Source organism: Idiomarina sp. A28L, assembly GCF_000218785.1.
GTDB lineage: Bacteria > Pseudomonadota > Gammaproteobacteria > Enterobacterales > Alteromonadaceae > Aliidiomarina.
Genome location: NZ_AFPO01000021.1, coordinates 40062 through 52844 on the forward strand (window position 1 = coordinate 40062; position 12783 = coordinate 52844).

Here is a 12783-nt window from a genome sequence, read left to right on the forward strand (position 1 = left end):
ACTTGCTTTTTACTGCAACTATGCAATGATCAAAGATGCTCGGCAGGAATTGCCAAGCGATACATGTATCTTAATGAAGGATGTTAAATTATGAGAAAAACAGCTATAGCTTTAGTTTCAGCATTGCTAGTTTCTGTTGCCCCGGCCATGGCACAGGACGGAGCTGCAGGAAACAATGCGCAAAACAACGCTAATGGAACCCTAGGTTCATTAGGTGGTATTGCATCAATTGCTTCTTTAGCCGCACTTGCAGCGGTTGTTGGCAGCTCAAGCAAAGATCCACTTGATGAGATCGAATGCTTGTTCGGCGAAGATTGTGATGAAGAAACAATCGTAACTACTCCTCCAGGCACTACTACTACGCCTCCAGGAACTACTCCGCCTCCAACTACAACTACTACACCAACTACAACTACAACTACTTCTACTACCACCACTACTGGTAATTAATAGTTAGTAATTGTTCTGGTTAGCAGAATGTAGGATGAATATGGCGTTTATGGCCTTTGTTCGAGAACCAAGAGCTTAAATTACGTGATTTAAGCTCAGTGATTCAAAAATTAAAAGTTGTAAACATAAAAAATGCCGCTTCAATTGCAATTGAAGCGGCATTTTTGTTTTAACTAATTTGTTTTAAGTGATTTTGTAAAAATCCCGATACCAAGCCACGGTTTTTTGCATACCCTCGTGCACAGAAGTATTTGGCCGATAATCCATATCCTGCTCAAGCTCGGTAACATCGGCAAAGGTAGCTACTACATCGCCCGGTTGTATGGGCATAAAGTTCTTTTGAATGGTTACGCCGGCGGCGTTTTCCACCGCTTGAATAAATTCTAATAACTCTACCGAATCACTATTACCGATATTGTAAATCTTATAAGGCGCAGAAGAACTTGCCGGGTTTGCTTCCAAACTATTCCAATTTTTATCGCTTACACAAGGGTTTAAAATAACTCGCACAACCCCTTCAACAATATCATCAATGTAGGTGAAATCGCGTTTCATTTTCCCGTTGTTAAATACTTTAATGGTTTCGCCAGCAAACGCTGCCTTGGTAAAAATAAACGGCGCCATATCGGGGCGCCCCCAAGGGCCATACACAGTAAAAAAGCGCAAACCGGTGCATTGAATGCCATAAAGATGAGCATAGGCATGGGCCATCAATTCATTCGATTTTTTCGTGGCCGCATAAAGGCTTACCGGGTGGTTCACACCATGGTTTGTTGAAAACGGCATGGTTTCATTTAAACCATAAACCGAAGAGCTAGAAGCGAAACAAAGATTTTTCACGCCAAAGTGCCGGCAAGCTTCAAGAATATTCAGAAAACCAACAATATTAGAATCGGTATACGCTGCCGGGTTTTCTAATGAATAGCGCACACCCGCTTGAGCGGCCAAATTACACACGGCATCGAATCGTTCTTCTGCAAACAAAGCATCGAGCGCGGCTTTATCTTCTAACTTTAACTGCACAAACCGATAGTGCGCATAGCAGCTCGATTGCACCTGCTTACCGTATGCCACAGCATCGCGAGCAATGCCCGATTCCGCCAAACGGCCAAACTTAAGGTTTACATCGTAATAATCATTAATGCTATCGAGCCCCACTACTTCGTGGCCAAGCTCAAGAAGCTTAACTGCAGTATAAAAACCAATAAAACCGGCGGTTCCGGTTACTAATATTTTCATCATTTACCAGCGAATTTCCCAATTTAAAAATACATTAACATCAGTATCGTTTGCTGAATTGCCCGCAGCCCCAACACCAGAATCAACATCAGAACGATAACTATCGCGCCAAGCTTGCACGCCAGCGCTCAAACGGCCTTCACGCAATGGCACATAGAAAGTAATGTCGGCTTGCTGACGTTCTTGCCGGCCCGCTAAATACTGTTGCAGCGCTTGAGCCGAAACAAAGGTATTAGCGCCATCGGTATAGGTAAGGTTCTGCCAATCAATAGCACGATAATAGTTAGGCTGGTAACGAATGTTGCGCAGGCGCACATCAATACCAAAACCTGCGGTATTAAATTGGCTGTAGCCTACGGCAATGGTTTCTTTTTGTTGATGATACAAATGCTCGGCATATACCCGGGCGTTGGTAATAGCCGACGCCCGTTTGCTGGAACTAGAAGCACCAGAACCAGCACCAGAGCCACCACCGAACGCAAAGCTATAATCGGCACCCAGGGTATGGTAGGTATTATCAATATCGCTCTGGTGGGTAATCAACTCGCCATAAACGGCTAATTGCCCTGGGGTAAGCTTCTTCGGCAACACAACCCGGACATCAATAGCCGCATTTTTTGAAGTATGTACTAAATGCGCACCAGTAAAGCGTGCGCCGAGCTGTAATGAACGGTGAGGGTTAGCGGTAACTCGAATACCAAAGGCTTCCTCACGAGCTGCCGGAGCATCAGTTACAAGGATATCGTTTACACCCTCAAAGTCACTAATCAGCAACTCAGGAGCCCCTACCAAGCGCTCACTGCGGCCTGCATAGGCCGTGGCGCTCCATGGCCCCAGCCACTTTAATATCGGTAAGTTACTCGAGCTTGCCCCCGCGCGGGTTACACGTAACGCATGCAAAGGCCGCGCAGAACGGGTATGCATGCCATCGTTCTCATAGCTAGGCGACCACCAGGTATAAAGCTGATCGGCCGAAAGCACCCAACTACCTAATACTTCGCTGGTAACCACCGTAGCTAAATAGGAACCAGCAAAACTAAGTTCTTGCTTATCTTGGCGGCCAAATCGCGTTTCGCGGCCGGTGCGCCAAGCAGTTTGTAAACGAAAAGCAGAATGATCGCCTTTTAATTCTCGGGTAATTTCAATCGCGCCTTTTTCATGTTGGCGTTGGCCAAAGCCTCGTTCCCCATCATTGTTGCTTTGCCCGCTAATTTGGCCGCCGGTGTAGCCACCCTGTTGGTGAAACTCAAGCGCAGCCATTACTTGCATATAAGCATTGCGTTCATGCGGGCGTAAGTTGCGAGTATCCACACCTTGCAAAACCTCCATAAGCGCACCCCACATAAGTGGGTATGTACTTACCGAAAGGTTTACCACGCCCGCATCAGCCAGAATCTGCAAGTTGTGGCGCACTTGCACATCGTCGGAATCAGCCCATGGCGTAGCATGGGCTGGGCTGGCAACCATTACACTAGTAAGGCTAACCAAAAAAATACCAGCCAAAGCACAAGTGCGCATAAATATAGGCGTAAGCCGCATACTAAATACTATTCACAGCAGCAATTGCAACTGCCATTTGATACAGAATTTGTGTGCTAGTAGCCCATAATTCCATATTATCTTTATACGAAGTATTCAATGGCACCACTATGGTATCGCCTGGGCGTAAATCTACCCGGCCCGTGCTGCTAAACCAACCGCGGCGCTGAGCATAAGGCATTACCGAGCCATCGGCACGCACCACAAAAATACGCTTATCATCGCCACGGCGTTTTACACCACCCGTGCGTTCAATGTAATCAATAACGCTCAAGCTTTCATCGTAACGATAGGTAGAAGGCATTTGCACTTCACCAATAATCGAAACGGTGCGGCGTTGGCCCGGCACTACTAAACGATCACCATCGCGCAATTCAATATCGCGTGAACGATCACCGCTTAGAATTTGCGCTAAATCAACCACCAAACGGCCAACCGGCTCAGCACCGCTTAAATCATTTAAGAGCTGGTTTAATTCGCCGTAATTAGTAACACCACCTTCGGTTAAGCTAATGCTCGCCATTTCTTGCCGCAGCTCTTGACTAAGCGAAGCAAGGCGCATACGTTCCTGCTCACGAATCTCTTCGCGAGTTAGCACTGTCCCTTCAACAAAAGCATAATCAGTGAGGCCACCCGCGCGCTCAACAACATCGAGCAAGGTTTCACCACGGCGCACCGCGTAAGTGCCAGGGAACAACACTTCGCCTTCTAAAATCACTTCAACGGTATTTTGCCATTCAGGAATGCGGAACACGCTAATTTGATCGCGGGCACGTATTTGCACCGATGCATTCCCTAGTAAGGCATCATAAAGATTAAACGGAATATAATCAGTATTAGCAGCGCCATCTTCCGTTACCGTGCGGGTAATTTCAGCACGAGCTAAATAAGCCGAATCACGCAAACCACCGGCAGCGGCAATAAAGCTCGCAACCGAAGCGTTTTCAACCATAGGGTATTCACGAGGAAAACGCACCTCACCGCTAATACTCACCGAACGGCCAGTCCCGTCAATCCCCCCTTGCGTATGCAACCGTGCAAACAGGCGTTCTAGCAGAGTTTGACGGGAGTTTTTTGAGTAAAGCACGAGTTTATCTTTTGGTAATCGTTCTGCAGTTGGCAATAACGAATTATTTAATCCAACTTCATTATTCTCTTCTTCGTATTCTTCGACTTCCTCATCGGTAGCAAAACCAGCTTGAATTCGCTTCGATTCTTCTTCAAAACGGCTGAAAACAATTACTTCATCGCGCGGCTGCAACGCCAAATTCTGCTGAGCATCACCGCGTAGCGCGGAAGACAAATCAAACTGATATAACTTTAAAGTATAGGTTTCAGGGTCTTCTCGCAATATTAGGCCATAATTCAAATCGGCTTCTGGCAATAAATCTTGGGTAGGGCTACGAATAATATCGTTGATGCGTAAACCCGGTTGCCATTCCATTGCCCCTTGCCGAGTAACCGCACCCGAAAGCATAACCGCATTATCCACCGCTTCAGAAATACGTGGCACATATACTTCATCGCCATCGCCCAACAAGCGTTCGGCCTGAGTAACCGCATTTACCGTACTTACTTGCCGTTGGCCATTGCGTACGCCGAGTACACGCACTGAAGGTAAATGCCCTGAAGCCAAGGCGCCACCAGCAAAGTTCATGGCATCGGCTAAGGTTTCACCGGCTTTTAGTTCATAAAGCGCTGGGCGAACTACTTCGCCACTTACTGCAACTAATGGCCCACGGCTTGGAATAAACACCGCATCGCCCGGCTGCAACAAACGATCTTTACTAGCATCGCCATGAATGAGCAAATCGTAGAGATCAAATTCAACAATGGTTTCACCAGAACGCTTTAATTGCACATTCCGAAGTGATGCAATATCACTCACGCCGCCGCTAGCCAGTAAAGCTTGGCTAATGGTGGTTAATGAACTCACCGTATAAGCCCCCGGCTGGTGCGCTTCACCAAGCACAAATATTTGCATACTGCGCAGCTCGCCCATAGAAACCGCTGCTTGCATACCAATCATGCGGGTATTTACTTGGTTTTGAATTAATGCTTTCAGTTCATCGTAGGTTAAGCCGGCCACAGTTAACGGCCCCAAACGCGGAATGGTTAAACGCCCTTCTCGATCAACTACCAAGTTATGAGAAATCGATTCTTGCCCAAACATTTGAATTAACACCGAATCACCAGCACCAATTCGGTAACTCCCAGGCACTGGTGCGTTATTTACTGGTGCGAAAGTAGTGGGCTGGGCGGCGAAAATGTTGTAACCGAAAGGCTTTAATTCAGGCTCACGCTTCTTTTTCTTATCGTTTTCAGATTCCGCATCTTCTTCTGCCATGCGGCGCTGCTCATCGGTTAAACCATCGCGAGGGCGCAAAGTTTCAGGATCTTCTTGCGCACCACGGCTACTGCCTTGGCGTTCGAGCATACTTAAATCAATGCCATACTGGCGAGCAAGCGCCTCTTGCTGAGCGCGTGGTAATTGCTTAAATTGCTCAATTTGCGCAGGCGTTAGTTGCTGAGCCGATGCTTGCGCGTGAGCTACCGAAGCCTGCATGGGCATTAATGAACTAGCAAGGGTTAAACCACTTGCGCACACTAAAGCGAATCCTATTTTTAATAAACCACGTTTCACCGCATTCTCCTGAAGGCTTTTTTAAATTAATGAGCTAATAATCTACTTTAATTTTTCTTCTAACTCATCATCAAGATGAGGAATATCCGCAACTGCTGTTTTCCGCTGAGGTTGCCATGTTAAATCACAAATATCACTGGTTGGCGCAAAGGCCAACGGTGCTTCTTGCAATAACTGGTGAATTTCGTTAACGCTAAATGCGGTGCAAAAGCTATCGAGTTTTTGTAAATACTCAGAAAGCTCCATCCAACTCAAATGTAGCTCACGCGCTGTTAAAATGCGTGGGTGATTCGAAGGCTGCACATCATCACCAATTAATAGCTCTTCGTAAAGCTTTTCACCTGGGCGCAAACCACTGTACACAATAGCAATATCGCCATGGGGATTATGTTCATCTTTTACTTCCAACCCCATCAAGCGAATAAGCTTTTGGGCTAGCTCTACAATACGCACTGGCTCACCCATATCGAGTACAAATACTTGGCCACCATTATTGTGTTGCTCTGCAGCACTAATACTTCCCATGGCTCCGGCTTGAATTACCAACTGGGCAGCTTCCGGGATTGTCATAAAATAGCGGGTAATATCGGCGTGGGTTACGGTTACCGGCCCGCCGTTTTCAATTTGTTGGCGAAACAAAGGCACAACCGAGCCAGAAGAACCTAACACATTACCAAAGCGCACCATAGAAAAGTGAGTGCTTACCCCTTCGCGAAGCGCTAACGCTTGCAGTACTAACTCGGCAAATCGTTTTGTAGCCCCCATTACATTGGTAGGGCGCACCGCTTTATCTGTAGAAATGAGCACGAAATCGCTTACACCTGCGGCAATAGCTGATTCAGCCGTGCGCAAGGTGCCAAAAATATTATTGCGCACTCCTTCCACCACATTGAATTCAACCATAGGCACATGTTTATAGGCGGCTGCATGGTAAACCGTATTGATGGCGAAGCGCTGCATTAATCGCGTAAGGCGATTTTGGTTTTGCACGCTGGCTAAAACCGGCTTAATTAAAATCTCAGTTTTACCCTGTGTTGCAGCTTCAGCAACTAAGGCCTGTAATTCTTTTTCAATGGCATAGAGGTTGTATTCTGAAACTTCTACTAGCACCAAAACCCTTGGTTCGTGTTGAATAATTTGCCTGCACAATTCAGAGCCAATCGAACCGCCTGCACCAGTTACCAAAACGGCTTTATCACGAATATTGGTTTCCATTAAGCGCTTGCGCGGCTCTACCGGATCGCGGCCAAGCAAATCTTCAATGCGCACATCTTGTAGTTCATCAATTTGCATGTTCCCACTCACCATATCCGACATACCCGGAATGGTTTGCACAGAAACTCGCAATGGTTCAAGCGTATCTAAAATTTCACGACGGCGAGAACGAGTTGCACTTGGCATAGCCAGCAACACCAGTTTAGGTTCAAATTGAGTAAGTAGCTCTTGAATTTTCTGTGGTGAACATACGCGCAGCCCCAACACCGTGGAACCTTGCAACGTTGGATCATCATCAATAAAGCATACTGGGTGATATTCAGCGCCATTAATTAATGAGTGCGCTAGTTGCCTCCCAGCCGAGCCAGCACCATAAATGATAACGCGCTGTTTACGGCGGCTTACTTTTTGCTCATACATGGCCCGCATTAACAACCGCAAACCACCTGCGATCACCAAGCTCATGAGCGCGTAATTTATCACCACGCTATAGGGAACCGGCGCTTGCAACGCCCAAATAGCAGCTGCCAGCACCACCGCCGAGCTAAGCACCCCAAGGGTAATTACCAACAAAGCCGAAAGTGCCATATACCGCACTACGGCACGATATAAACCAAAGCGCACAAACAACAATAAAGATACCGGCAACGAGAGTAAAAACGCCCAGGCTACATCTGGCTCAGCAGGAATATACAGCGTTTCATAGCGCACGCTTAACGCAAACGCATACGAAAAAATAAGCGCCAACACATCAATCGCTACAGCTACGGCGCGCTTTTGATTACGGGGTAAAGTAATAAGTTTACGGATCATAATTAATAATTATTTCGAGGGGCGAACACGATCACCACTCCCCTTGCCTGCAACTGTAAGAAAGATGTACTTAAAATAGCTGCGAACGTTCAGTTCAGCAATCATCTTTGCATCTGTTTCCGCCAACAATTCAGGGGTAGACATATCAATTTCATTCACCTGAGCAAGGCCTGTAATGCCAGGGCGCACATGATATACCCCTAACTTATCGCGCGCTTCAATAAGAGCCGTTTGATTAAACAACCCAGGGCGGGGACCAACAAGGCTCATTTCACCCTTTAAAACATTCCAAAGCTGTGGAAATTCATCAAGTTTTGTTTTCCGTAAGAAATATCCGAACTTAGTGATCGAGTTTGCATCAGCTAAGTGGCTTGCTACAGACTCCGTATTAGGGCTCATGGTGCGAAACTTTATCAACGTAAAAGGCCTTTTATTTTGGCCTACACGTTCTTGACGAAATATTGGGGAGCCCGTGTCAAAATAGCCAATGCTGGTCAACAACAGTAAAACAGGCAATAGACACAACAGCCCAAGCAATGAGGCAAAAAAATCAATGATACGTAACGCTATATTCATTTTTTTCTATCGCCCTCATACATCTTATGTAGTTGCTCATCCATCGTCACTACCGGCCTCCAACCTAACAAATCGCACGCTTTAGAACTATCCACCTGTAAATTACCAAACAAGCGATCCGCCACCGCGCCTTTACCCAATAAGCGCGCAGTGAAACTCATCAAGCCGACCGGAATCGGAAACAACCGCGACTTCACCCCAAGGGCTCTAGCCACTTTACGTAATAATTCAGACGTGGACACATCAACCCCATCCGAAATTAAAAATACCTCATTCGCGGCCTTTGGTGAGCGCGCGGGGTCTGCGCACACCGCAATAAAATCCACCAAGTTATCCAACGCCACCAACGACCGCGCATTACGCATCGCACCCAAGGGCAAAGGCACGCCTTTTTTAACCCAATTGACCATGGCAGCAAAATTCCCTTTCACATTTGGACCATAGACCAGAGGTGGGCGAACAATCACCACCTCCATGCCGGATTGTTTAGCAATCTCCAATAACCCTTGCTCAGCCTCCCGCTTAGACAACCCATAAGGATCAGTAGGTGTTTGAGAAATCTCAGAAACAAAAACGTTACCAGGTCTCGTCATTTCACCATTTACCTTAATCGAACTCACAAACACAAACCGCTTAACCCCAGCCTCAGCGGCTAAACGCGCCAAAACTAAGGTCGCATCCCGGTTCACCCGGAGATATTCCGTCCCCTCACCACGTATAATATGCACCCGCGCGGCAGTATGCACCACTACATCGCAACCCTTCAAATTCATTGCTAGCGTAACGGGGGAATCTCCAACCGAATCGCTGCCTTTGCAACCATTGCTTTCTTCGTCATCGCGAGCGAAGCGCGGCGTTTTAACGACTTGAAAATCCCCCACCAACCCCGATAAATCCCCGAAAATCTTCTCAACGCCACCTGGCAATCCCACCGACTCACTACGCACCAAAGCCTTAACACTAGCGCCATCTGCAATAAATCTATTAAGCAAAGCCGAACCAACAAACCCAGTTGCACCGGTTAAAAATATTTTATCCGCCATAATCATTTACTTTTTCTAACCTACTTAACAAGACAGAATACTCTTCAATAACTAAGCGATTAATAACTTCATTTGAAAAATTGTTTAACACCCTAGCTTGAGCGTTATTGCCTAATTGTTTACGCAAATCAGTCTCTCTCACAATTTTATCTATAGCCTGTGTCAAATCCTGCACATTCTTGGGTTTCACGAGAACCCCCGTTTCACCATCCACAATAGCATCTGATAAACCGTAAATATTTGAGCCAATGGTCGTAATTCCCATTGCAGCTGCTTCAATTACAACTGTACCAAAACCTTCTCTATAACTTGGAATACAAAGCACATCAGAGACAGCCATATACTGTTCGGGAAAATCGGTATATCCAGTAAATATTATCTTTTGTGAAATATCTGAATTCTCCTCAATCCCTAGTTCATCATTAAGTAATTCTTTTGGACCAACCATCAATAAATAAAGATTAGTGTTGCTGCTTCTCGCAATTAAATTTTTAAAGGCTTCAATTAACTCAAGAACACCTTTATCTTTAACAATCCTGCCCACGAAGAGTAAAACAGTTGAATCTTGAGAAATTCCAAAGCTTTCTTTAATAGAATCGCGCTCACTTTTACTAAATCGTCCTTGGTTAAAGCGTTTGATATCAACCCCAGCAAGACTGCCCTTGCCAATCACCGATAGCTTATCAGCAGAGACAAGTTTTTCGGAAACCAAGAATGCCTTTTGTGACTCGCTATCTGCATAACACGCGGTGGTCAGAAAGCCAATAACCCTATCACCTAATTTGGCTAAGGTACGTTTTATACCATTAAGCGTAACCCAAGGCTGACCAGTGTACGAATGAATACGAATAGGCACGCCAGCAAACTTTCCAGCTAGTACGCTTAACAAACCAGCCTTAGGCGTTGTAGAGTGAACAATATCAAATTTTTGTTCTCTAAATAATTTCCATAACTTTATTAGAGCCAATAAGTCTGCAAATGGACTGATTTCGCGCCGAATATCAATGGAGAAATAGTCAGATCCTTCAATCGGACGATTCAACGCTGGATCACTGGCAATAATAGAAACTTTTGCACCTGACTGAATGGTCATGCTAATTTGCGAATGCAGCTGTGTGTCTATAAAAAATGCGACCGTTGAAACACGCGCTATTTTTACATTACCTAAATAAGGTTGATTAGGCGCTTCTTTGTTTTGAGTATCAGTCATTCAAGGGCCTCCATTATTGTGTTTTTCACATCACGTGAAGGTTTAAACCCAACAACCCGTTCAATTTTACTTATATCATAATTAGTTCGATTAACTAAAGCGTCAATACGGGAGGCTTTTAAAGGAAACCCTGGAAACCAAGAAAACAGAAATGCAATAACTCTAGCAACAGACTCATTCAATCTGCACTTTGGCGCAGATAAACCTTGCCCCTCTGCCAAAGCATCGATCACATCTGACTGAGGACAATCATTTGATAAGTTAAAAACCTGATCTCTTGCGCGCGCATCAAACCCGCATAGAACTAGGGCATCAACCACATCATCAACATGCACATAATTAGAAGTTGAGCCTGGCTTTCCGATATAAAAAAATAACTCTCTTTTAATAACCGCTGCCAACTGTCTGATAGAGCTGTTGGGCATTTGAGCCCCAAAAACATTTGAGGGACGCAAAATCGTATAACTAAAAAATTCATCCGCCGCTTTCAAGATAATTTCATCGGCTAATGTTTTAGTCACTTCATATTCACCAATTGGTGCTGGAGTTGTTTCTTCAGTAACTAGTCGCTTTTTATTCGCCTTGGGTTTAGATGGTCCATACGCACCGACCGAGCTCAACTGGACCCAATGAACTTTGCGGTTTTGCTTTTTTGCATTTTTTTTACATGCAGAAACTAATTGTGCTGTTGCATCGACATGAAGCGCATACATTAAATCCTTATTATACAGCTCACCTGCACAGTTAAAAATAACGTCGTATTTACTAACTAAACGATCAAAATCCAAATCAGCAGCTAAAAGATCGCCTTTGATAAATTTCGGGACTGGATTTACAGTTTCTACTGGAGAGCGCGATAAAACATCAAAAGCATAGGAGTGCTTAACTAAGGAGTCCACAAGTTTTTGACCAATGAAACCACGTCCACCTATTATAAGTATTTTCATAAAAAACCTGAATTTAAACTATCTAATTTGATCACTACAATCAGTGACACGACGCGAACAGTTCACGGAATTATTTGTAAGACAAAGTTAAATAACATTTTGTTTGCAACAGGATTTTTCGACTTAGCTAATTAAAATGAGCAATATCGCTGACATAATTAGTATTATTTTTTTACTGCTAGCTTTTTAACGACGATCAACAAAATAAATATTAGCTTATGAACTCTCCTGATCACCCTGTCAAATTTAAACGAGTAAGTTAAGTTATTACAAGTCGGAGCACATGAGGTTGTAATGTTAATAAAAGGCTCTAGATCTTTCAATCCAAAATCGTTAATTAATACATCCAATTGATCATGATGCAATTTCAGGTAATTTTCATCACAAATTGCATTATTTAAATCATACCGGCAACAACCTTCAAAAACATAAAACTCTGCAATAGTTGAACTCAGTTTACGAATTGATTGATACAATAGCTCTTGACAATCATATATTTGATTAAAATCATTTAATGCAAAAACTGAAAAAATATTACCATTTAAAACAAAAGAATTATTTTTTTTCGAAGGATATTCTTCAAACCAGACCCCTTCCTCCAATGTTAGCATGCAGCCACCTTGCTCTACAGGCATTATCATTACATCAAAAGCCGATTTTGCATATTGAAAAAAAACTTCATCCTGGGTTATAAGATACAATCTTACACATGCTGATATGAACAATCCTTGCGCCATACCTGATACCCACCCCTTATTAAGCAAATAAAGCGGCTGATAATATTCATGACGAAAATACATTTTATCTTTATCTACATGAGCATGTTTAATTGAGTTCTCAATCAGTAACTTACTTTCTGATAAGAGTACTTCATTTCTTGAATCATAATACTGATTTATTAGCTCCAGAGCCATTAAGAAATTTACAACCGGAACAAAGGCTATTTCAGGGTTATATAAATTATTTAACGGATAAACATTATTGATCTTATACTTATAAACACCCTGTTCATATACATAAGCATCAGAAGATTTCACTTTACTGGCGAACTCTTTGAGTTCTAGATAATAATTTAATTTGAAATTGAGATCTTTACTATCCATACCA

General features: G+C 44.1%; 10 protein-coding genes. 1 reads left to right on the top strand and 9 read right to left on the bottom strand.

The genetic code is table 11. From position 1 onward, the window contains the following. Nucleotides 1-90: 90 nt before the first annotated feature. On the top strand, nt 91-450 hold the full coding sequence (locus tag A28LD_RS08035; RefSeq protein WP_007420580.1) for a hypothetical protein: 360 nt from the start codon (nt 91-93) through the stop codon (nt 448-450). A gap of 183 nt (nt 451-633) precedes the next feature. Here the strand turns inward: A28LD_RS08035 and A28LD_RS08040 are convergent, their stop codons facing one another. The 9 genes from A28LD_RS08040 to A28LD_RS08080 form a co-directional block, all read right to left on the bottom strand. Beyond that, nucleotides 634-1689 (bottom strand): NAD-dependent epimerase, encoded by a 1056-nt coding sequence (locus tag A28LD_RS08040; protein ID WP_040487227.1) that lies wholly within the window; start codon nt 1687-1689, stop codon nt 634-636. Nucleotides 1690-1692: 3 nt separating this feature from the next. Further along, a complete protein-coding gene (locus A28LD_RS08045) occupies nt 1693-3228 on the bottom strand; it encodes a capsule assembly Wzi family protein (protein WP_007420582.1) in 1536 nt (511 codons plus the stop codon). 1 nt (nt 3229) lies between these two features. Further along, complete coding sequence (locus tag A28LD_RS08050) at nt 3230-5872, bottom strand: SLBB domain-containing protein (RefSeq protein ID WP_007420583.1); 2643 nt, start codon at nt 5870-5872, stop codon at nt 3230-3232. Between the two features lie 42 nt (nt 5873-5914). Then, complete coding sequence (locus tag A28LD_RS08055; RefSeq protein WP_007420584.1) at nt 5915-7900, bottom strand: nucleoside-diphosphate sugar epimerase/dehydratase; 1986 nt, start codon at nt 7898-7900, stop codon at nt 5915-5917. A gap of 9 nt (nt 7901-7909) precedes the next feature. Next, nucleotides 7910-8476 (bottom strand): sugar transferase, encoded by a 567-nt coding sequence (locus A28LD_RS08060; RefSeq protein WP_007420585.1) that lies wholly within the window; start codon nt 8474-8476, stop codon nt 7910-7912. Continuing rightward, on the bottom strand, nt 8473-9519 hold the full coding sequence (locus tag A28LD_RS08065) for an NAD-dependent epimerase/dehydratase family protein (protein WP_040487230.1): 1047 nt from the start codon (nt 9517-9519) through the stop codon (nt 8473-8475). Before A28LD_RS08065 ends, A28LD_RS08060 begins: the two co-directional genes overlap by 4 nt. Further along, nucleotides 9509-10729: a glycosyltransferase family 4 protein gene (locus tag A28LD_RS08070; protein WP_007420587.1), complete on the bottom strand. Its 1221-nt coding sequence runs from the start codon at nt 10727-10729 to the stop codon at nt 9509-9511. Before A28LD_RS08070 ends, A28LD_RS08065 begins: the two co-directional genes overlap by 11 nt. Next, a complete protein-coding gene (locus A28LD_RS08075) occupies nt 10726-11676 on the bottom strand; it encodes an NAD-dependent epimerase/dehydratase family protein (RefSeq protein WP_007420588.1) in 951 nt (316 codons plus the stop codon). Before A28LD_RS08075 ends, A28LD_RS08070 begins: the two co-directional genes overlap by 4 nt. A gap of 164 nt (nt 11677-11840) precedes the next feature. Further along, complete coding sequence (locus A28LD_RS08080; RefSeq protein WP_007420589.1) at nt 11841-12779, bottom strand: D-glucuronyl C5-epimerase; 939 nt, start codon at nt 12777-12779, stop codon at nt 11841-11843. Between the last annotated feature and the right edge of the window lie 4 nt (nt 12780-12783).

Bases quoted from the DNA above. Each gene is read 5' to 3' on its own strand.
- A28LD_RS08035 (WP_007420580.1), top strand. From the start codon at position 91: ATGAGAAAAACAGCTATAGCTTTAGTTTCAGCATTGCTAGTTTCTGTT.
- A28LD_RS08040 (WP_040487227.1), bottom strand. From the start codon at position 1,689: ATGAAAATATTAGTAACCGGAACCGCCGGTTTTATTGGTTTTTATACT.
- A28LD_RS08045 (WP_007420582.1), bottom strand. From the start codon at position 3,228: ATGCGGCTTACGCCTATATTTATGCGCACTTGTGCTTTGGCTGGTATT.
- A28LD_RS08055 (WP_007420584.1), bottom strand. From the start codon at position 7,900: ATGATCCGTAAACTTATTACTTTACCCCGTAATCAAAAGCGCGCCGTA.
- A28LD_RS08060 (WP_007420585.1), bottom strand. From the start codon at position 8,476: ATGAATATAGCGTTACGTATCATTGATTTTTTTGCCTCATTGCTTGGG.
- A28LD_RS08065 (WP_040487230.1), bottom strand. From the start codon at position 9,519: ATGGCGGATAAAATATTTTTAACCGGTGCAACTGGGTTTGTTGGTTCG.
- A28LD_RS08070 (WP_007420587.1), bottom strand. From the start codon at position 10,729: ATGACTGATACTCAAAACAAAGAAGCGCCTAATCAACCTTATTTAGGT.
- A28LD_RS08075 (WP_007420588.1), bottom strand. From the start codon at position 11,676: ATGAAAATACTTATAATAGGTGGACGTGGTTTCATTGGTCAAAAACTT.
- A28LD_RS08080 (WP_007420589.1), bottom strand. From the start codon at position 12,779: ATGGATAGTAAAGATCTCAATTTCAAATTAAATTATTATCTAGAACTC.